18 protein-coding genes are annotated in these 21,796 nt (G+C 49.7%); 10 read left to right on the top strand and 8 right to left on the bottom strand.

What is annotated here, in order from left to right:
• Position 1 precedes the first annotated feature (1 nt).
• On the top strand, positions 2–1,441 hold the full coding sequence (locus AACZ40_RS03315) for a DUF1501 domain-containing protein (RefSeq protein WP_291166346.1): 1,440 nt from the start codon (positions 2–4) through the stop codon (positions 1,439–1,441).
• A gap of 93 nt (positions 1,442–1,534) precedes the next feature.
• Here the strand turns inward: AACZ40_RS03315 and purB are convergent, their stop codons facing one another.
• Complete coding sequence (purB, locus tag AACZ40_RS03310; RefSeq protein WP_291166348.1) at positions 1,535–2,965, bottom strand: adenylosuccinate lyase; 1,431 nt, start codon at positions 2,963–2,965, stop codon at positions 1,535–1,537.
• Between the two features lie 77 nt (positions 2,966–3,042).
• A complete protein-coding gene (locus tag AACZ40_RS03305; protein WP_291166351.1) occupies positions 3,043–3,723 on the bottom strand; it encodes a metal-dependent transcriptional regulator in 681 nt (226 codons plus the stop codon).
• A gap of 489 nt (positions 3,724–4,212) precedes the next feature.
• Here AACZ40_RS03305 and AACZ40_RS03300 point away from each other — a divergent pair, with 489 nt between their 5' ends.
• Complete coding sequence (locus AACZ40_RS03300) at positions 4,213–5,982, top strand: hypothetical protein (protein WP_291166353.1); 1,770 nt, start codon at positions 4,213–4,215, stop codon at positions 5,980–5,982.
• Positions 5,979–7,001: a hypothetical protein gene (locus AACZ40_RS03295; protein ID WP_291166355.1), complete on the top strand. Its 1,023-nt coding sequence runs from the start codon at positions 5,979–5,981 to the stop codon at positions 6,999–7,001. Before AACZ40_RS03300 ends, AACZ40_RS03295 begins: the two co-directional genes overlap by 4 nt.
• On the opposite strand, the gene AACZ40_RS03290 is transcribed toward AACZ40_RS03295, so the two are convergent.
• Complete coding sequence (locus AACZ40_RS03290) at positions 6,998–8,176, bottom strand: DUF1570 domain-containing protein (protein WP_291166357.1); 1,179 nt, start codon at positions 8,174–8,176, stop codon at positions 6,998–7,000. The genes AACZ40_RS03295 and AACZ40_RS03290 overlap by 4 nt on opposite strands.
• A 273-nt stretch (positions 8,177–8,449) precedes the next feature.
• Between AACZ40_RS03290 and AACZ40_RS03285 the strand changes: the two genes are divergently transcribed.
• Positions 8,450–9,805 (top strand): hypothetical protein, encoded by a 1,356-nt coding sequence (locus AACZ40_RS03285; protein WP_291166359.1) that lies wholly within the window; start codon positions 8,450–8,452, stop codon positions 9,803–9,805.
• 25 nt (positions 9,806–9,830) lie between these two features.
• Here AACZ40_RS03285 and AACZ40_RS03280 read toward each other — a convergent pair whose 3' ends face one another.
• The 3 genes from AACZ40_RS03280 to AACZ40_RS03270 form a co-directional block, all read right to left on the bottom strand.
• The gene (locus tag AACZ40_RS03280; protein WP_291166361.1) at positions 9,831–10,301 is read right to left on the bottom strand and encodes a SufE family protein; all 471 of its coding nucleotides are present in this window, start codon (positions 10,299–10,301) and stop codon (positions 9,831–9,833) included.
• A 70-nt stretch (positions 10,302–10,371) separates the two neighbouring features.
• Entirely contained in the window at positions 10,372–11,454 is a 1,083-nt protein-coding gene (locus AACZ40_RS03275) for an Mrp/NBP35 family ATP-binding protein (protein WP_291166363.1), read from the bottom strand.
• A gap of 136 nt (positions 11,455–11,590) precedes the next feature.
• Entirely contained in the window at positions 11,591–11,998 is a 408-nt protein-coding gene (locus tag AACZ40_RS03270; protein WP_291166365.1) for a hypothetical protein, read from the bottom strand.
• 555 nt (positions 11,999–12,553) lie between these two features.
• Here AACZ40_RS03270 and AACZ40_RS03265 point away from each other — a divergent pair.
• The 3 genes from AACZ40_RS03265 to AACZ40_RS03255 all read left to right on the top strand — a co-directional run bounded on the left by AACZ40_RS03265 (position 12,554) and on the right by AACZ40_RS03255 (position 14,293).
• Positions 12,554–12,877, top strand: coding sequence for a hypothetical protein (locus AACZ40_RS03265; RefSeq protein WP_291166367.1), 324 nt, complete (start codon positions 12,554–12,556; stop codon positions 12,875–12,877).
• 587 nt (positions 12,878–13,464) lie between these two features.
• A complete protein-coding gene (locus AACZ40_RS03260) occupies positions 13,465–13,800 on the top strand; it encodes a hypothetical protein (RefSeq protein ID WP_291166369.1) in 336 nt (111 codons plus the stop codon).
• Between the two features lie 202 nt (positions 13,801–14,002).
• Positions 14,003–14,293 carry a DUF427 domain-containing protein gene (locus tag AACZ40_RS03255; protein WP_291166370.1) on the top strand — a complete coding sequence of 97 codons (291 nt, stop codon included), beginning with the start codon at positions 14,003–14,005 and terminating at the stop codon, positions 14,291–14,293.
• Positions 14,294–14,315: 22 nt separating this feature from the next.
• Here the strand turns inward: AACZ40_RS03255 and AACZ40_RS03250 are convergent, their stop codons facing one another.
• The gene (locus tag AACZ40_RS03250) at positions 14,316–15,590 is read right to left on the bottom strand and encodes a YkgJ family cysteine cluster protein (RefSeq protein WP_291166371.1); all 1,275 of its coding nucleotides are present in this window, start codon (positions 15,588–15,590) and stop codon (positions 14,316–14,318) included.
• A gap of 367 nt (positions 15,591–15,957) precedes the next feature.
• Here AACZ40_RS03250 and AACZ40_RS03245 point away from each other — a divergent pair, with 367 nt between their 5' ends.
• Together AACZ40_RS03245 and AACZ40_RS03240 are read left to right on the top strand one after the other, a co-directional pair.
• Positions 15,958–17,346: a hypothetical protein gene (locus AACZ40_RS03245; RefSeq protein WP_291166373.1), complete on the top strand. Its 1,389-nt coding sequence runs from the start codon at positions 15,958–15,960 to the stop codon at positions 17,344–17,346.
• Between the two features lie 896 nt (positions 17,347–18,242).
• Positions 18,243–19,478, top strand: coding sequence for a cysteine desulfurase (locus AACZ40_RS03240; RefSeq protein ID WP_291166375.1), 1,236 nt, complete (start codon positions 18,243–18,245; stop codon positions 19,476–19,478).
• Positions 19,479–19,593: 115 nt separating this feature from the next.
• Here AACZ40_RS03240 and AACZ40_RS03235 read toward each other — a convergent pair whose 3' ends face one another.
• Positions 19,594–19,791, bottom strand: a complete 198-nt coding sequence (locus AACZ40_RS03235) for a cold shock domain-containing protein (RefSeq protein WP_002647116.1) — start codon at positions 19,789–19,791, stop codon at positions 19,594–19,596.
• 489 nt (positions 19,792–20,280) lie between these two features.
• Between AACZ40_RS03235 and AACZ40_RS03230 the strand changes: the two genes are divergently transcribed.
• Entirely contained in the window at positions 20,281–21,588 is a 1,308-nt protein-coding gene (locus AACZ40_RS03230; RefSeq protein WP_339673261.1) for a hypothetical protein, read from the top strand.
• Positions 21,589–21,796: the final 208 nt, after the last annotated feature.

The raw sequence follows: 21,796 nt of genomic DNA, 5'->3' as shown, positions 1-21,796 counted from the left end.
TATGCGGAACTGGAATCAATTTCAAACCGGTTTGAATCGTCGTACCTTCCTGAATAATACCGGCGTCGGCCTGGGTGCGGCTGCGCTGGGCAGCCTGCTGAACGGTGAGCAACTGGCCGCAGCGAAAAAAACAACTGCAATGGGGGGGCTCCCGGGGCTCCCCCATATCGCACCGAAAGCAAAGCGGGTTATCTTTCTCTGTATGGCCGGCGGCCCCACGCATCTGGAAACGTTCGACTATAAACCCAAACTGGCGGAGATGGATGGGAAACCGTTTCCTGAAAGTTTTACCAAAGGACAGCCTATCGCACAGTTGCAGGGGAAAGAACTCAAATGTCAGGGTCCGTTAACCAGATTTCGTAAGTATGGACGCAACGGCCAGGAGATCAGTGATTTCCTGCCCTGGACTGCAAAAATTGCGGATGACATCTGCATTATCCGTTCAATGGTCACCGAGCAGATTAACCATGACCCGGCCCATACCTTTATGAATACAGGAACCGTGATCAGCGGCCGCCCCTCAATGGGTTCCTGGATCACATACGGCCTGGGAAGCGAAACAGAAGAACTGCCTGGCTTCGTCGTGCTCACCAGTGTCGGCGGACGAAACCCTCAACCGATCGCATCGCGACAGTGGGGGACAGGCTTCCTCCCCACGCGCTATCAGGGAGTGCAGTTCAACTCAACCGGCGATCCGGTAAATTATCTCAAAAACCCGGCAGGCATCAGCGATTCCCAACAGAAACAATTAATTGAAACCGTCCAGAAGCTGGACCGCTATCGCAATACACGTGTCACGAATCCGGAAATCGAGACGCGAATCGCTGCTTATGAAATGGCCTTCAAGATGCAGACCTCGGTCCCCGAACTGATGGACCTGTCCGGCGAAACCAGGCAGACACTGGAAATGTACGGTGCCGAACCCGGTGCGGGCAGCTATGCAAATAACTGCCTGCTGGCAAGGCGTCTGGCGGAGCGGGGCTCCCGATTCATTCACCTGTATCATCGTGGCTGGGACCATCATGGAGACCTGGTTCGTTACATGAATACCTGTTGTGGCTTAACTGATAAACCGACCTGGGCGTTAATCAATGATCTCAAGCAACGAGGAATGCTGGATGAAACGCTCGTGATCTGGGGAGGCGAATTCGGCAGAACCCCCATGTTTCAGGGCAAAGGAGGGGCTGGCCGAGACCATCATATTAAGGGTTTTTCCATGTGGATGGCGGGAGGAGGAATAAAAGGAGGAATTACCTATGGTGAAACAGATGAGCTGGGCTATAATTCAGTAGAGAACATTGTACACGTACGTGATCTGCATGCGACAATGCTGCATTTACTGGGAATCAACCACCGGCAATTCAGTTTTGAATTTCAGGGTCTGGATACCAGACTCACGGGTGTCGAGGAAGCACACATCGTCGATCAAATACTGACGTAGCATGGCACTAGAAGTCCCTGAGAAACGCCCCGATGACTTTCATCGGGGCGTTTTCTTTTCTGGTGTCTCTTAAAGTTAAAGCGACGTAGACAGTTACACTTTCAGATCTTCAACAGACTGCTGCAGATCTGCCTGGTACTTCTGCCTGACAGGCTCAATGATTTCGGTAATAAAGGCATCTACCTGTTCGGGTGCGCGACCGATGTACTTGCGGGCATCGAGGGCACTCGTTAGATCGCAATCCTTGAACGCGGGATCTTGCTGCAGGCGTTCGATCAGATCATTCTTCCCGCCATGGACTTTGACTTCTGCTCCTGCTGCCTGACTGTGAACGCGAATCAGTTCATGCAGTTCCTGACGATCGCCGCCTGCTTCCACTCCCGCCATCAGAAACTCTTCGGTCGCCATGAAGGGCAACTCTTCATTCAAATGTTTCTCAATGACCTTCGGGTAAACGACCATGCCGTCCACGATATTACGATACAGAATCAGGACTGCATCGATTGCCAGGAATGACTGCGGCAATGACAAACGACGGTTGGCACTGTCATCCAGTGTCCGTTCCATCCATTGAGTCGCGGCAGTATCTTCTGCATTCGCAGTCAGGCTGATCGCAAACCGGGCCAGGGAACACATTCGCTCAGATCGCATCGGATTACGTTTGTAAGCCATCGCAGAAGAACCAATCTGATTCTTTTCGAACGGCTCTTCCAGTTCCTTACGACTTTGTAATATGCGAATATCATTCCCTGCTTTATGAGCAGACTGACCAATGCCGCTCAATGCAGACAAAACCTGTGCATCTACCTTGCGCGAATAAGTCTGCCCGGTGACCGCGTAACGATCAGCGAACCCCAACTTCTCAGTCACACGTCGATCCAGTTCATCCACTTTCGCATGATCACCTTGAAACAGTTGCAGAAAGGTCGCCTGCGTGCCTGTCGTTCCTTTGACACCGCGGAACCGAAGTTTTTCCAGACGGTATTCAATTTCTTCGAGATCCAGGATCAGATCGTAACACCAGAGAGTGGCCCGTTTTCCGACTGTCGTCGGTTGGGCTGGCTGAAGGTGTGTGAATCCCAGACAGGGTAAATCGCGATACTCATTCGCAAATTTCGCCAGATGATCGATTACGGAAACCAGTCTCGTTCGTACACGTTCCAGACTCTCGCGTATCATCACCAGTTCACTGTTATCAGTCACAAAACAGCTGGTCGCCCCCAGATGGATAATCGCTTTGGCATCAGGGCATCGCTCACCGTATGTATGCACGTGTGCCATCACGTCATGTCGTAGATCTTTTTCAGCTTTCGCAGCCAGTTCAAAATCAATGTCATCGACGGCTGATCTTAATGATTCCACTTGAGCGGCTGTGACAGGTAATCCCATTTCATGTTGCGATTCTGCCAGGGCCACCCACAATCGACGCCAGGTGGAATGTTTCTTCTGTGCCGACCAGATCTGGCTCATTTCCTGAGAGGCATATCGACTGATCAGCGGATTTTCATAGGTAAGATGACTCAATTTCTTCTCTTTCTTCAACACAATCTGGTAAGACGCAATTCACACAGTTTCAATGACAGTATCTTTGTTCGGAGATACTAAGTATCGGGGATCGGAACCACTTTCATGTTCTCTGCGACATGGATGCCCATGGAGATCTGCTGGCCACTCCATTCCGAGATGACAATTCCTGCTTCGATATTTTTTTCTGTAACCCTGCCCACTGAACCAATCTCCAGACCGGTGCGGGAAAGGAACCGTAAAAATTCCGGTTCCTGATCGGTGACCTGGACGATCCGCAGTTTGACTCCGGTTGGACAGGCAGCGAGAGTCGTCAGGTTGGGATAAGCCCGCCGCATCTGTCCATCGATCGAAGGAATCGGATCGCCGTGCGGATCTGTCTCAGGAAATCCCAGGTACTCATCTATATGGTCCACCAGGAAATCGCTCACCGCATGTTCCATATTTTCTGCTTCTGCGTGGATCTGATCCCAGGTGAGTTTCAATGTCTGAAACAGGAACAATTCAATCAGGCGATGCCTTCGTAAAACGCGAATGGCAGACTGCTTTCCGGCATCGGTCAGACTGGCTCCTTCATACGGGCGATACTCTACAAGTTTCGACTGTTTCAGGGTTTTCAACATACTGGTGACTGTGCCGGGAGCCACATTCATATATCTGGCTAATTCCCCTGTGCTGATCCATTCTGAACCTGACTGCAGGCTGATCTGCAAAATAGCCTTCAGATAATTCTCGACAGTCAAACTGGTTACGTTCACGAAATTTCCTGCTTCTTCAGATAGACAACTCTGACCAGAACGGGGTTACCTGGAGCACGAGGCACGGAACCCTGCGCAGGGACTACAAACTCAGCAGGCACATGCCTGCTTATCCTGGAGCACATCACATTTAATCATAGCGTCTCTCAATCTAATATACTCGGGCCAAAATAGCCCTGGAGACGCTACAGTAAAACTGGACACAGTCTAGCAACATCGTAATTCACTTGGAATCAATACTACACTCGAATTCAATGGCATTTCGAGATCGCAACGAGTCCCTCCTTTCAGACGCAAACTTACTCAAGTGATCTTGAGATAAACACTTACCAATATTTAATTCACCCGCATTGAATCATTCCTTTTTCCAAAAAACCGACAGTTTGAATCATGTTGAATGTTAGAATCTGCCGATTTTAAGGATTATACGGTTTCCTCTTCTCCACTCACATTAACTCTTTTCTATTTCATAGTTGTAAGGAAGGCCGGATGGACTGCTGGCGCCAGACTGGTATCAGGTTGCTGATCGTGCTCCTGTTCACAGGAACATTTCAGAATGCCCGTGCGCAGACGGTCGTCCGTGAAATCGGCTTACCGCAGGAACATGTCAGGCAAACCGCTGTTGTCGGGCTGCTGGGCGAATTCAATCGATGCGCCGCCTACGAACTGTCAAATCAGGAATTGCAACTCAATCATGTTGTCTCCGGAGCAGGCGGGCTGACCTCAGATTCTTCCGGCGTGATCCGCGTTATTCGTGGTGGTCGCAGCAGTCAGGATCTGTTTTTCAATCCTGATGTCGATTTTCCACTCATGCATGGTGATGTTCTGATTGCCCTGAAATCATCATCCAATGTAATGAATGTCTCATTCAGCACACCAGCCCAGACTGCACAACTCCAACAGCAGCAAAACTCCGAGTTGGTTCAGATCGCAATCCTCAACCTTCAGGATCGACCTGTTGTATTTGGGGTGCGCCCGGAAATCGCAGATCTGGCAGGAATCCTGAAATGCCTGCGTCAGCCACTCGAGCAATATGCACAACTGGCAGAGTCAATAAAAATCATTCCCCCCTATCGCAGTCGTGGTAATTCTGATTTCAAATCGAGAAAACTGACTTCCAGATTCGACTCGGGAACGGTGATCGTCTTAAATTCTCCGCAGGTCCTGAACCTGTCGATGATTCCACACTCCCTGCCGGTACCACGTCGATTGGCTTCAACACAAAGTTCGCGTGCCAATCCATTCCAGGAAACTTCCACAGCGGGAACAGTGGGGAAAGCAGCTTCTCCGCTTGAAGAAGATACTCCTGAATTACAGAAAGTAACTCATCCGGAGGCAACTTTACCAAACCCTGAAGATGCTTCCCTGAAAACAGAAACGAATCCGCCGCTGCTGCGTGGACCGCTGCTGCAACAGACAGCCGCCAGTTTAACTGAGGTTCCCAATCCGGTGAATCATCAAGCTGAGGTGGATAATACAAGTATGCTGAATGACAAAACTGATGAGCAGACACAACTTCTGGCTGACTCATCCTCTTCTTCATCAGTGCCAGACCTGGATCTGCAAGCGGCTCCAGCACCTCCAGTGGAATCAAAGGACAGCCACTTCGACGACGAACTGTCTAAGCTAGCTGAGACAGACGAGCCTGCGGAATCAGCATTCTGGCCGCCGGGAACCGCTTATATTCTGCTGGCTGGAATCGCATTTCTACTCTGGAAGTATCTGCACAGAAAACCTCGCCAGCAGCAGGTTAGCACTCCTCTGGAACAGTCCCGTCGTAATCAAAACGGCGCCATCATTACTCAGTGGGAGAAGCTGCCACCGCTTCCGGAAAAATCACTGCTGGAACAGATTCTCGAAAATCAGATTCCCGTAATTGATGAAACACCTCAAATACCAACTCAGGCATTCATTTATGGACGTCATCAGTCACGTTCACAACGAATCGATAAAACAGAACCAACGTTGAAAGGGCCTCACTTTAACCAGAGGGCCAACCGTGATGCAGGAACTCTGAATCAAACAGAATTTTCGAGTACGGGAACAGTCGCGGCTCCTGAGAAGCCACCTCTAAAGAATCTGAAGCCACCAGCTTTCCGCTTTGACCGTTCACACAGGGACTCCTCAAAGTCGGGTAAAGAAAAGCAGCCCCCTACCGATTCAACACGTCTGGGACATACCGGCCAGTCAGAGAAGAAGGGGCATTACACCATCCTCGATCGTGTGCTGCAGGCAATGCAGGGAGTATTACCTAAATGAGCAGCGCATTGCAGATTGATTCAACCTGTCTCCGAACATTACAGAACGATGCGAGTCATAAACTGACGCGACGTTCCATTGAGGCATTCTATACGATCCTGGAAGATAACAGTGAAAACAGGGCAATGCTCCACAGGCTTGGTGTCCCGTTTCTCAATTCCGAAGAAACACTGATCATCCCTGGCGAAAATGCCGCTCAGATTTCACGTTTTTCAAACGTACCCCTTTATCCCCTGTTTGCGAATGGGGAGCTCGGATTGAACGATCCGGTTCACCGCCAGTTGCTTTCCACTTTAATTCAATCCGTTCTCCCCAAAGCCAGAACCAGTGGGGAATATTGTGCCTTTATTGCTCCCGGCAATGACCCTCACTCTCCGCTGAACAGGCTGACGGCACAACTGATCTCTTTACAGGGATTCACTCCTTTTGCCACCACGATCACACTGGCAGCGGGTCTGTCAGCCCTGCCTGCAGCAGCTCGCTTTTCCGGCTATGTAGTCTACCTGGGACATTCGCATTCCGAAATAGGACTTGTTCACCAGAGCCGGGTCGTCGCGCGACATTCGGTCCCATTTGGATGTGAGTGGATGGACGAACAACTGGCCCACGCCTGGAAATTATTCAAGACTGATGGTGCAGGAAATCAGCTACCTGACTCAAAACAGGCAAAACAGAAACGTCTCAGTCCGCAAATCAGCCTGAGTCCTTATCTGTCTCATCACTCGGTGGTCACTTCATGGTACGAATCACTGCTGGACAGCCTGCTGGAGGAGTTCGCGTCTCAGCTGGAAGCAATTCAATCCTACATTGCCACGCTGGAACGGTTACCAGTCGTCTGCCTGGGGGACCTCGCACAGACAGCTGGCTTCAATGAACTGCTCAGCCAGAATCTGGTGAATCATAAAATCCACTTCAATCAAAATGAAGTGAAACTGGTTCCGGATGAACTGTCAGTCATTACCCGAGGCACGCTGGTCGTCGCCGCCATGGAAGAGGAAGCCGCAACACGGGCAGCTTAATTCTGCTGAACCAGTTCCGCGGTCAGTTGATCCACGAATTTCAGATAATCCACTTCAAGAGTCCGTATATTGGTTTTGAAGGCCTTCTTGAAATCATCCTCTCGAGCATCGGCCGAGTATTCCTGCAGAGGATCGCGCTCTGAGATCGATTGCAAATAGCGGGAATATCGGGCGGGCTGAGTCTCCACCAGAAAAAACGTGAGTGCCCAGGCTTCTGCATAAGCATCCAGAGTGGAAGAACGAAACAGTGCATCACTGCGGATGAAGTTTCGTAAAGACGCTTTCTCCCGGCGGGTCCGAGAATAGTTCACAAACCAGATTAATCGATTTCGATTAATCCGGGAGAGAGAATTAGTGCTGCCTCCCGTATGAGACCGTAGTTCGTCTGATTCGAAAGTGGTCGCCAGTCCCTCAACTACCCAGCGGGGATTCTCACCAATCCGAGTATGCAGCCCCGTATTGAAGGCAACCTGATGTGTTGCTTCGTGAATCATGGTATCCCGCAACGCTTCAGCCATGTCCTTACCTTCGGCGGAAACACGCGAATAGACCAGTTGTGTTTCATTCTGATCAGAATCTTCTTGCGCGGTGGCAGTTGCCTGATCAAATAGAGCAGTTCGATTGGTATGTGGGTGATAGTACCCCAATAACCCCTGGCCGGCTCGAACACCATCTTTTTTACAATAATCGAAGAACTGTGACTGGTCGGGGAAGATCACTGCCACCATCAGAAATTCCGGGGCTTTGACCTGATAGCCACGCAAGGCAAAATAGTGGGAGAACGATTCATACAGATCTTCGAAAACACCGCCATAGGCCTTGGCTTTCCCGCGGGGTGCGCAGATCACGTAGTGTCGAGTCGAGATAATTTCGTACAACGGACCGAATTCATTCTGAAGCTGCATCTTCATTTTGTTCAAAGGCAGCTTCTGAAATTCAGAGGCCACCCTTCGAAAAGATGTGACCTTCTTCAATGCGACCTCCGACAGCATCCCCGACTGATCCATCATCCAGCTGACATCAGCGTTGTGCGCGATCGATTTCCCCACGAAGACCGTTTCTTCGGTTTTCATCTCGATCAGTGATGGTGGTTTTGCGCAAGCAATCTCTGTCGACAGCCAGAACAGACTGGCCCCCAGCAGGGAGAGTAACATCAGGCGCAGGCAGGTCAGCATCAGGTCGACCTCCAATTGTATGGGGGGAATCTCTGGTTTGGTGAGAAGTTTATCTCTATAGACAGTCTAACCGCCAATTCAGTGCTCGGCTGTCGATTTCAGAAACAGGGTCTGATCCAGACGTCAGGTAACAGGAAATATAACGGTTATAATCAATAGAATAATTGATGCAGCGAAACACCAGGGTGTTTTCGTATTATGTAGAACAGCTACAATATAAATGCGAGCCGTTTTATACCATCAAGTCATACTGAATCTGAACAGGATCCTATTGTGTCACGACTGTTACTTCTCGCAGCAAATACGATACTGACTCTGACAATTGGGAACGTGCAGGCAACTGCAGCTGATCCGAATACAGTGCAGAAACAGGAAGACCTGAAACAGCAGGTGGCAACGCTGATCACGCAACTCGACGACAACCAGCGACAGGTAAGAGAGCAGGCGGAAAGTAAACTGATTGGACTGGGAAAACCGGTCCTCTCGCTGCTCCCTCCCCCCGAACTTGCGACAACAGCATCGGTACGGGAAGCAATTCAGCGTGTGAAACTTCAGATTGAAAAACAGGCAGCTCGAGATTCTCTGCAGGCCTCTCGGATTACCCTGAAAGGCAGCTACACTCTCAAAACAGTCCTGCAGCAAATTTCCAGGCAGTCCGGGAATCAGCTTGATCTGCAGAGTTTATCTGATGACATTCTGAACAGAAATATTCAGATCAAATTTGAGAAGTCTCCCTTCTGGCAGTCCATTGATGAGTTAAAACAGATTCTGCCTCTCCGCTATCAGATTAATGGCTCCAACGACTCACTGCAGTTCCTGCAGAAGGCTGACAGCGATACATCCCACTCCAGCAAAGCGCCTGGTGTCCATTACGACGGCCCATTCCGGATTACCGTTCTGGATCTCAAAAGCCGCCCCTTGCGAGGAAGCCCGGACAAAGATCTGCTGGCTGTCAAATTTCATGTCGAAGTAGAACCCCGCCTGCGTCCCCTGTTCCTCAGCTATGCAGCCAGTGACATTCATTGCAGCACCAGTCAATCCAATAAACTGTCTGCATTCACTCCCCAGGCAAAACTGGAACTCCCCCTGGGAGAAGGAGGAAAGAACGTCAATTTTACGACTACCTGGATTCTCAACCACAATCAGCAGAAATCGATGTTCGATATCCAGGGAACATTACAGATGGAACTGGCAGCAGAAACTCTACCGATTACGTTCGATAACCTGGATCAGTCAGAAGGTGCCGTCCGACGAAGGGGAAATGTTTCCGTTGAACTCGTCAATGTCGAGCAGGCAAAACTTCCCAGCAGTCAGTCTTTGAATGTGAGAATTGCCTTGAGTTACGATTACGGCGGCCCGGCGTTTGAATCTCACCGAACCTGGATTTACCACAACCGGGCGTACCTGGAAAATTCGGCTGGTCAGAAGTTCTGGCTAAACGGTGCTTCCCATACGACTCTGGAAAGTGCAGGGAAAATCGGGGTCTCGTATCAATTTAAAGAACTGCCCCTGCAAGAGAACAGATTGCAGTTCACTTATCTTGCCCCTACTTTGATCACCGCTGCGCCGATCAAATTTCACTTCGAAAACCTCAAACTCCCGGCGGACGGCGAGAAGAGCAAGCCCTGATTCTAATGAAGTCTGCGACCTCGGATCAGATTCCTTCAGCAACATGTCTCGCTTCTCTCTGGACACGTTCCACCATTCCGAACAGTCCATTTTTGCGTTGAGAACTCAAATACTTATCCAGTTGCAACTGCGAGAAATACTGCCTGACGTCTGTCTTCAAGATCTCTTTTGGCGTTTTATCATTATAAATTGCCAGCAGGACCGCAATCAGCCCTTTCACAATCAACGCATCACTGTCTGCATTGATATGTAGTACATTCTCACCTTCTCTATTTTTCAATTCGGTTGTCAGCCAGACCATACTCTGACACCCGTGCACCCGATTTGCTTCGGTCTTATCAGACTCGGGCATGTCAGGCAGTTCGAATCCCAGGTCGATCAGAAAGTCACAACGTTCTTCCCAGTCGTGAAGAAATTCAAACTCCTCTATCAGTTCGTTAATGGTAATCATAGTCTGAGTTGTGTCTGCTGTTGTTGAGTTCTGTTTCGAGGACATATCAGTTTCAGTATTCATATCAGAAAATCAGATTAGTGAGGCCGAACAGATTTTTCAGTCTCAGGCTTTATTATAATATTTCTAAAGGAGGCCGTGAAGGTTTTTCAATCAGAGTGCGGGCAATTTCAATGGCAGTATTTTCAGCAACTTTCATGAGATACTGTTGAGATTCGAGCCCTTCGGTCAGCAATTCTGAGATATTACCCGAATCGGATTTTTCGCGAATCTCTGCATTCATGGGAATTTCGCCTAAACAGGGAATCTGCAGTTCTTTTCCCTTTTCCTGTGCTCCCCCGCGTCCAAAAATATCCCCTGACATATTTTCGACAATGCCCAGTACGGGAATCTTGACCTGCCGAAACATCTGGACGGCTTTCACCGCATCCAGTAAGGCAACCTGCTGAGGAGAACAGACCACAACGGCACCTGCCAGATCAATCAGCTGGGAGAGTGTCAGGGAAACATCTCCCGTTCCCGGCGGCATGTCAATAATCAGATAATCCAGTTCACCCCACTCGGTATCCTGCAGGAACTGTGTTATTGCTTTATGCAACATCGGCCCGCGCCAGATGACAGCCTGATCCGGTTCGACAAAGAAAGCCATCGACATTACTTTGAGCCCCCCGGCTTCGACGGGTACGATGCGGGTGACTGCCTGTCCGTCTTTATTCTGGAATTCCTGAGCCACTGGCTTTTCTCTGGTCCCCACCAGGTGGGGAATACTGGGACCGTACACGTCAGCATCAACAAGTCCCACTCGGGCTCCCAGCTTTTGCAAAGCATAAGCCAGACAGGCCGCGACGGTACTCTTGCCCACACCACCTTTGCCGGCTCCCACAGCGATAATATTTTTGACATTCAGCCCGATTCGTCCCCCGGACTGCTTGCCGCGAATATTAATACTGTAGTTGACGCTGATATCCTGACATTCGGGAAATTTCTGCTGTATCGTCGCTTGAATTAACTCCGACAGTTCAGATTCCTTCGGATACGAAGGGACCGGCAGCTCAATTTCAACCGAAACCCGCGACGAATCGGCTACGGTGACTGATTTTATAAAACCGGATGCAGAGAGTGTCTTTTCAAACACAGGATCTGCAATGGAAGAGAGACAGTCCTTAAGATTTGTGTCGTTCAGCTCAGCATTCGCCATCAGCTTATTCTGCTTTCAAAGTATCTAATCAAAATCTGTTAAATCAGGTGTAAGGAACGCTTCGACAGACGGCCGGTCTCTGCTCAGACTACGCGAAACGCCACGATATTCGGTCGCTCTCAGGTTTTTATCCGGATCACTGATCCATCTGCAAATGGGATGACTGTTCCGGCGTCTGCAGATCAAAATGCCAGCGACAGATTTTCGCGATCCGCTCCGGTTCCAGGCTTCCCAGTTGCAAATGAAAGACTCCCAGTTCCCTCAAAGCCCATTCGAGATTTAACTTTGGATCCTCCGAGAATACAATCACCGGAAATGAACCTCGAGATCTCATGAATCTCTGTAAAAACTGCAGACAGACCTGCTTGCCAGCATTCAAATCAAGAATGACCAGAAACTCATCTGAATTCTCTCGCAGTACATGCTGAAACAAATCAAGCTCAGCAGAGAACCCGCGGATCTGCCAGTCAACTTCACCTTCAAACTGCCATTGAAGCTCAGATACAATACGTGCCCGCTCCTCTAGAACAAACACTTTTCTCATATAGCTCCCACCACATTGAACATAAAGCCAGGTCAACTGTCGCAGTTGATCGCAAACCGCCAGTCTGTAACACAATCGTATACATCGCCGCTTTGATTACAACTGATAGACAGCCTCCGGATTCGCAGGCTCAAGTATTTTTTCCAGAAATCAGGACACACAGTCCAGGAGATTCCCTGGCCCGACAGACCCTCTATACATAAAACCCCCTTTTCGGGTGAATACTCAAATGAAACCCGCGCTCCCTTCTCAATGACACTTAAACCATGGCCGTCATAATCGATACAAGCGATTCTTCAGGACCCACTTTGAGTGCGGAACGGACAATTTCATGTTTCTTCAAGGACTCGCTGAGAAATCTGGCCGAAAAAATAATCAGGTTTACCTTTTTAATTACGTGAGGCTATGGACTCTCAGGTTGATCAGAAAACCTCATCTGAATCAACCGCGAATGAGTACCTCACTACCGTCCACGAAGCGAATCCTTGGAGATTGCCTAAATGAAACTGTTAAGTTATGTTGCCGCTTTAGCGGTTGTTTGTTGTGCTGGTGTTAATGCTGAAGCTGCTGGCTTCCTGGGTAAAGGATGCTGTGCTCCTGCCCCTAAACCAACATGCTGTGCCCCAGCTCCTAAAACCTGCTGTGCTCCAGCCCCTAAGTGCTGTGCTCCAGCTCCTAAAACTTGCTGTGCTCCAGCTCCTAAGACCTGCTGTGCTCCAGCTCCTAAGACCTGCTGTGCTCCAGCTCCTCAGTCTTGCTGCAACACTGCTGATTCCTGCTGCGGTCATCGTAAGCTCTTCAAAGGAAACTTCCTGCGAGGATGCAAAGATCGTTGCGGTAAAATGTTCAATCGTTGCAAAGACCGTTGCTGCAAAGTAAAGGTTAAGTGCTGCAAAGTTAAGAATAACTGCTGTGCACCAGCTCCTACCTGCTGTGCTCCAGCTCCAAAACCAACTTGCTGTGCTCCATCTCCCAAGTCTTGCTGCAACTAGTCAGATTTGAGGATTTCTGTAATCCCGGCACTACGGGATTGGCCTGTCAGGTCCGAAGGGCAGCTTCAAAAATCGTGAACGTCAAGTCCGAGGGAAATTCTTCCCTCGGACGGACTTCACAAAGCGATTTAACTTTGAAGCCTGTTATCGAAGTTCAGAAGTCTGAATATCTGATCATTTGAGCGAACAATCGAGATTATTTAAAAATGGTGTCTCTCTTTTTGAGAAACATCATTTTTTTTTGTAGACAGTCAATTCTGCTGGCCCTCTGGCATTTCCTGCCCCCTTTTAATTTCCGCCACAATTCTTTAGACTCGTGATTCCCCGGATTCATTAGATTCCTGTACTGAATTAACTCTCCAGCCAGCTGCTGGAGCGAATCACATTTAACCAAAGCGTCTCTCCATCTGTTCGACCAGATCCAGATGGCCTGGAAGACGCTACAGTAAAACTGAACCCAGTCTAATAATCAGAATGAAAATCGAAGACCTGCTGAAACGCTTCCAATGGGAGCAGATTCCAAATACCAATGGACGTTTTACACTCAACCGGGCCGAACCTCCCCGCTCCATCGCTGAACTGGTTGATTCGCAAGAAGCTGAAATCAAACAGTACCCTTCCGCACATCAGCAGGAACTGATATTCGTGGTGGAACTCGAAGATGGCGGACTGATCTCCTACCAGCGAAAAGATGGCTCCTTTATCCATACGTTGAACTCGCAAAATATGTTCAAACGCAAGCAATGGGAACTCGGAATCATTTCCTACAGTCCTCGTGGAGTTCCTGACGACACCAGTCACGAATCCTGATTTTCATACATCCCCTCCATTAGTCAGACAGATCAAATCGAACCTGACGGAATTGATTTCTGCAAAGAGATCACTTTTTTCATAAATTTTAATAGCTTTCATATAAAACTTGTCTAGGATGTTTGTGGGCAACCTCATTCTGAACCATTCTCATTTCGTTGATAAGTTCCTTTATTAAGCACTTAGCGATGAGGAGTACGGTGTGCCTAAAGCGATCTGGAATGAGGCGATACTGGTAGATTCAGACGACACTGTCGTTATTGATGGCGACGTGTATTTTCCACTTGATTCTGTGAACAGTCATTTTCTTAAAAAGAGCTCATCCACTTCTACGAGCCCCCAGAAAGGCAAAGCATTCTTTTACGACGTGGTGGTTGAAGATAAAGTGAATCGCGATGCCGCCTGGTACTATCTCGATCCCCAAAAAGAATATGGAGAGCTCAAAAATCGTATCGCCTTCTGGAAAGGCGTAGAACTCCGCAGAGAGTCCTGAAGAGACAGACTGGCTGGTCTGTTTACAGACTATACCAGCTGATCAGTTTTTTGATATCTTGAGAACGGGACAGGTTTTTTACCCGACTCCTGAAATGAGGCAGCCCAAAGACAGGAGAGTAGCCGTGATGATGATCGGCTATCGCCATTGCTTCATTCACGTCTTCCGGCTTCAGTTGCGTTCTCCCATCTCCCGCAGCAATCCACCGCGCAATCCACAGAATCGCGGGAAACATTAATGCCAGATGATGAAACCCTTCCGCAAATGGGATGTCGTAATAAGCGGCTCCCAGAAAATGCAAGCCTTCAATTTTTACCCGATAGTACCGTAAAAACAGTTTCTCACTCTCGGAAGGTAATCCACCAAAAGCTGCTTCCACCCGCGAGAAATCGACGGGAGCAAATCGTTCCTGCAGGCAGGGAATCTGCCCCTTACCAATCGCGAATTTCATCGCCGACTGCAGCAAGGCAATGCGGTGACCCAGACCACGCGAAGATTCCGCATGTGTATCTTTACGGGCGTATTGCGCTGCCAGAAGTCGAAACTGGATCCCTCCCAGTCGACTGGGTGCGACTGGATCCAACTCCAGGTCGGCTGGCAATTCCTGTACGGTTGCCTCGAATATCAAATCCAGAAACTCTTCCAGCCGCTCACCCCGAATGGTCTCGAACCGAGAATTTTCAATCAGTTCCACAAAACTGATCGCGCGTAACAGTCTGATTTGAATTGGCGTCTCATCAGATTGAAAAAACTGACTTAATTTTGCAACCGCTTTGAGGGTATCCGGCCAGCTCACCGATTCCCGGGAAGTCAGCCGCGGTGCAGGCGGAGTCTTACGACGCCGGGGAAGTACCTGCTCGACAATCTTCCGGATGGCAGGCTCCTGACGATCAATTCGCTCCCCCAGATTGGAAACAACCGAAGGACAACTGAACCGCAGGCTGACGGCCACATCATTGCCCGCCGGATGAAATGCATAGGGATAAACCTGGCAGGCCAGAGGCTTGGCTGGTTCCCCGAACTTCGCATGGATGCGACACAATCCCTGCTCATTCAGAAAGACACAGGAACCATCTTCCTGGTGAGTTAGTCGATACCGCTTGCTCGTCGGCGAGAGACCCAGTTTTTCGATCACAGGCTTGCCCGCCGGTATGGAATCGTCCAGGTCCCAGCGCTGCTTTTCAATTCGTTCTTTCTCTTCCACTGTGATCTCAATTTCATGCTGTTTGCAGCAACCGCCACAATTATGGCAGTTCCAGTTCTGAATCACAGGAAGTTTCAAGCGGGGTGACGACATACGGACTCTTTAATCATGGCAAAATCTGTTCAAATACTCGGTTATCTATTGTAAAGGTTACAAAAACCAAACGCAAAGTAAGCTGGAAGACCGATTTTCTTGCCAACTTTTACCGAGGAAGAATCAGAATCGCTGTTTCGGTATAGACACATATTCAAGATTCCCTAAAATCCCGCTCGCCTACTGGAATTCAGACCGTTTTTGTAGCTGTCTCCCCGCAGAGACAATTCACATCAATCCCCGCTGCATGTGATACAGAAACTCCCGAAATCCTGTTTTCAGCAGGCATCCCGTCCATAGATTTTTCCCTTATCTGCAGATGACCAGTCTCGTCCGGGAAAGTATTTGGAACTTTAAGGACCCAATCATGTCGATACGATATCTCTTCAATATGAGCTGGTGCGCTCTGTTGAGCTGCGCCCTCACTGGCTGCTATTCCCATCATCAATATCCGTATGGTGCTACTTACCCGGGCCCTTATGGAGCTCCCGGTCCTTACGAGATGGCTCCTGGAACCGTCATGCCCGGCAATATGCCACCTGGCAGTTACCCCGTGCAACCGGATCTCGGACAGCCGGTTCCTCCACCACAGGGATCACTGCCTTCCCCCAACTCACACGCCTATAGCGACGCATTTCCCAATAATACGAATAACACAAACTACGATGGCGTCGATACCCAGTGGAAACAGCCCCTGAACAGTAACCCCGGAGCAGCAACACCCTTTGATGCCAACTCCACCGCTTCTGGACGAAACCTCAATCCCGGCAGTGGCGTCAACAATAACCTTCCCGGCAACCAGGCGGTTCCCAGCTACCAGGATCCCAATCAGATTCAACCCAACTCTCAACCCTTGAATAACGAATTCCCGGGCAACAGTAATCCTGCTCCCGGCAATAACGCATTCCCGGGAGATTCCGGAGATACCTTCGAAAGTAATTCGAGATCAACCCCCTCCGCAGGCACTTCCACTCAGATGAATGACCAGTTTGCCCCCAGTGGCGGCGATCAGTTTCAGAACAAACAACCTGACCAGTTCGAACAGCCAGACCAGTTCCAGCAACCAAAAGATGAATTCGAATCAAATCAGGGCTTCAGCGTCCCCCAGCAGCAGAACCCGGTTCAGCAGCAGAGCTTTGAGAGCGACGACGATGTCTTCGGTGCGAATCCGAAAAAATTCGAAGCCAATTCAGTACCCGCCGACAACACCTTCAAACAGAACACTTTTGACAGCAGCCAGGAATTCGAAGTACCAGTCAGTCCGTTCCCGGGCAATCCCGGCAACAACGGTGATGATGAAACTTTCGGCCCCAATAACAGTTCGACGATGAAACCTGCCACCGGTCAAGTCAGTCACGCCGATCATCAGAAAGCCGCCTCAGGGCCGCAGCTGGTCAGAGACGACTCTTTCGTTCAACCAGCCAAATTTCAGCCCGCTGCATTCGATCTGCCTGTCGGCTCCAGTCAGCAATCACCCTCCCCTTTTAATTATGACAAACAAAACTACCGCTGGTTACGGGGAATCATCGAGTTTGATGAACAGGAAAAATCCTGGAACATCACCTACAATGCCACTCCCGACAAATCCGATAAATTTGGCGGCAACATCGTACTCGTCGATCAGGGTAAACTGAACCGCTTTACCAACGGCGATGTCGTACTCCTCGATGGCGCTATCGATGGCTCAAAACAGGACCGGATGGGAAAACCCTGTTATCGCATCTCGAAAGCACAACGACTCGTCCCCAAAAAATAAATCTCTGAACGGGACACTACAGAAGTCCCGGCTTGATCATGAAGTTTACCAGCCCTGTTCGCAGGGCTTTTTTCATGTCTATGCGTGAAAGCCCGAGAATAGCCTTTTTTTTATTCACTGCCGGTATTATCACCTGTCGAAACCAGCAGCATCAAAACCGCTGATGCCAGACGAATCTGAAAATAATTCCCTGAATCACTTCCGGATAAGCAGTCAACACTAAGCGTGAAATGCGCCATTTTGCGACAATCATTCGCCATAGTCCGCCTCTTCTCCGCCATACTGGACCTCTACCCCACCCATTTCCCGCCTTAAATTTTCCTGCCATCCAGATGCGAAAGGGAAAATAACCTTTTGCAATCCGCTCACTTTAGAACGCAACACATTGCACCAGAACGTCTCCCGATCAAAGACGCTCGGTCCGAATGTCCCCGGTGACGTTACAGCAAAACGGCATCTCTATCGCATCACATTTAACCATAGCGTCTCTCAATCTATTATATTCGCTCCAAATGGGCCTGGAGACGCTACAGTAAAACTGGACACAGTCTAGTGCTTTGTCAAGCTAAATATTGAGGGTTGTGGGTGTTGTTTACGTGCTCCGTTGTCGCACTCTTGTGATATCTATCAACCCAAAATTTAAAAATGACACTCCACTAGTTTAATGGAAAACCACCAGATTGATTAGATGAACAGTCAACAGTCCTGCTGAACATCACTCCGAACTTCGCCTCCCGCCCAGGTGTCTTGCCTGAAACAAAGTGTTTACGAGCCAGCGGTGATTGGATCTCGGAGTTAAACCGCTTTTACATGACTCCCTTTTCATTAGTTGATTTCATGTTAAAATTCCTGATGAACTATCTCTTTAAATATTTAACAGTCTGAAGCAGGCAGCAATGGTCGCCAATCTCGCATCCGTTCGGGACGATTTCCCGATACTGAATCAGAAATTCCCCAATGGACAACCGCTTGTCTATCTGGACAGTGGCGCGTCTGCACAGCGCCCCCGCGCCGTGATTGATAAAATCACGGAAGTCTACGAGCAATATTATTCCAACGTGCATCGCGGCGTCCATCAGCTGGGCGACCGCGTCACCACGGAAATGGAAGCCGCCCGCACCCGAATTCAGTCATTCATCGGGGCTGCTTCCACTGAAGAAATCATCTTCACATCAGGCACCACCATGTCGGTCAATATGGTGGCCCAGACCTGGGGTCGTCATTTCCTAAAAGGCGGTGATGAGATCATCCTCAATGAAATGGAACACCATGCCAACTTCGTCCCCTGGCAGGCAATCGCCAGGGAACGCGGTGCCATTCTCAAATTTATTCGTCTGACTCCAGAGGGACGCCTCGATCTCGACCATTATCAGAGCCTGCTTTCTTCCAGAACAAAACTCGTCGCCGTCACAGGCATGTCGAATGTGCTGGGCACAATCAATCCCATCGCCGAAATGGCGCACCGGGCACATGAAGTCGGTGCCCTGATTTTTGTCGATGGCGCACAAAGCGTGCCGCATCAGCCGATTGATGTCGTCGACAGCGAGATTGATTTCCTTGCATTTTCAGGCCATAAAGTGTTTGGCCCGTCTGGCATCGGCGTGTTGTATGGTCGCAGACAACTTCTGGAAAATCTCCCGCCGTTCATGTACGGCGGAAATATGATTTCGGAAGTTCATCTCGAAGAATCGCACTGGGCCGGTCTGCCTGCTCGCTTTGAAGCCGGAACGCCTCCCATCGCCGAAGCAGTCGCACTGGGAACCGCGATCGAGTATGTCACAGATCTCGGCTTTGACGCGATCCAGGAACAGGAACATATCCTCGGCGAATACGCCCTGCAGAAACTGGGCGAAGTTCCCGGCCTCCAGATTTACGGGCCCCAGGAACTCAAACAGCGGGGCACCATCTTCAGCTTCAACATCGATGGGGCTCATCCCGAAGATCTTGCCACACTGCTGGACCGAAAGGGCATCGCAGTCCGACACGGTCATCATTGCACCATGCCCCTGCATCAGCATCTGAATATCGCTGCCAGCGTGAGAGCCAGCCTGACCTTCTATAACACCACAGAAGAGATCGACGCCCTGGTCGACGCGATTCACTTTGCGCGACAGCGTCTGCGACTGGTTTGAAGCAGCCAGTCTTCTGACTGGAATCGGGGTTTTGAATTCGGGGTATAAAAAAAGAAGCCAACGTTTTTGCGCCGGCTTCTCTGAGTTTCTGAATGTTACCATTCTCTAGTTATGACTAGATAGGTTTAACATTTTCTGCTCTTGGTCCTTTTTCCCCACGTCCTTCTGTGAAAGAAACGCGTTGCCCTTCGTAGAGCTGCTCAAATGACACACCTTCGAGGTTAGACGAGTGGAAGAACAAGTCTTTTCCACTTTCTGTGTCGATAAACCCAAATCCCTTTTGTGTCACTTTTTTAATAGTACCTTCAGCCATCTTCTTTTCCGATTCCTAAAAAATAAAAAATGCGGCGTCTCCCGAAACAACTGGTTACAGGTAGCTCAGCCGCACAAATCGATTCTAACCGGACCCGATAATAATACAAGCTGAGTGAACAGGAATCTCCTGTTCTACCACCACAGAATCGGGCAACTTTGATTAGAAGTGCCTGTTTTCCAGTTCCACAAGCCCAAAAAAAACTTTTTAGTGTTTTCTCAAATCCATCCCTTTTCGGACGATTCTGCATACTTCACATGGCAGCTCCTCAACCAACCAAATCCACCTGCCCTATGCATTCTACCGTATCTACCAAAACCGTTCTGACGCTGAATGAGCTGGTATTAACCTGTCCGGACTCATTACGGGTTTCTCGCCCCACTTCAGAGAGATACTACTTGACAATTGTATCAGATCGGCAGACGATAACAGGAGTTATCCGCGTTTCAAACTTCACTTCCAGCTTTACATCTCAGAAAGCGAGCACTCATGATGGTTCCTCGCCCTGTTTCAACCCTTTATCGCGCCCTGGCCAGCGGATTGCTGGCACTGCTGCTGGCGCTCACTCTGCTCACAAACCAGGCCGATGCCCAGCGACGCTCGACCCGTTTCAATGCCAGCCCTTCCAGGATGCTGGAAGCGGCCGTATCGGAATTTGCACTCAATGCAGACGAAGTCGAACAGCTCATCGGCAAGACCGCCGACATCACTGCCTCTAACGGGAAAGAAGAGCAGGGGGTCGAGATCACCCGTTTCCTGACCGGCCGTGATAAAAGCCAGATCAAATCGATAGAAGTCAAAGCCCCCAATGCAACGCGCAGCAAACGACTGCTGGTAACGCGGCTGGACGAAATGAAAATTGACGACAAACTCTATCAGTTCCAGTATCTCCCCTCGATCAAAGCCGCCCTGCTCGAAGATCTCAACAAAAAGAATGCGGCAATCTCTGAAAAGCTGAGAGCCTCCAATGAAGAGTTCTGGGAAGAAATCCCCGCAGAGGAACAACGGAAATATGTCGATGAGTATAAAGAGTTCCTCGATAAAGTCGGCAAACATTTTGCAGCCTTCAATATGAAACTCTACGAAACGAAATACTTCCTGTTTTATACCGACATGCCCGCCAACCAGGTCGCCCCCTATCTGGTTCAACTCGACAAAATGAACGAACTGCTCGGCCAGTCATTCGGATTCAAACCGGGGCACAACATCTGGCGCGGCAAAGCAGTGATCGTAGCGTTCCTCGCCAGGCCGGCGTTTCTCGAATTTGAAGAGCAGTTTTACAACCGCACGGAAACCGGTAACGCGATCGGCCTCTGTCATTCACACGGCGATGGAAAAGTCATCGTCTCCTGTTATCGCGGCAATGACCCTAACTTCTTCGGAGCCGTTCTTGTCCACGAAACCGCACACGGCTACATTCACCGTTACAAATCGACCGTGAACATTCCCACGTGGATCAACGAAGGCATCGCCGACTGGATCGCCATGATGGTCGTTCCCAGTTCCAAAGAAGTCCGTTTCCGCCAGACCGAAGCCGCCGCCCGCCTGAAGCAGGTGCAGACGTTTGGCGGACAGTTCTTCAATAACGAGCGCCTCGACAGCTGGCAGTACGGCTCCGCGAGTGCGATCATTCAGCTCATGCTCAAAGCCAGCCCGGAACAGTTCAAACTCTTCTTCAACGGCATCAAGGAAGGCCTCACCTGGCAGGACAGCCTGCAACGCGCCTACGGCTTAACCGTCGACCAACTCAGCCAGGCCTACGGCCGCACCATCGGCATCCCGGCACTGACTCCGTAGGAAACTGAATCAGACAAGAGCCCGCTGGTATGTAAGCAACGGAGAATAGACTGATCCTGATTTACCGGCAATTCATGGTCTACCCTGGGAATTCTTTGGTTAATTACAACAACAGTGATAGACGATAGGAGCCCGGCAGCAAACACTGTCGGACAAGCCCAATACTGTTCGGCTCACCGTTTGCTGTTGCTCTTAAATTTATAGATTC

The organism is uncultured Gimesia sp., assembly GCF_963972345.1.
Taxonomy (GTDB): Bacteria; Planctomycetota; Planctomycetia; order Planctomycetales; family Planctomycetaceae; genus Gimesia.
The sequence above is the reverse complement of the archived record's forward strand: the minus strand, read 5'-3'. Positions and strand labels throughout refer to the sequence as shown.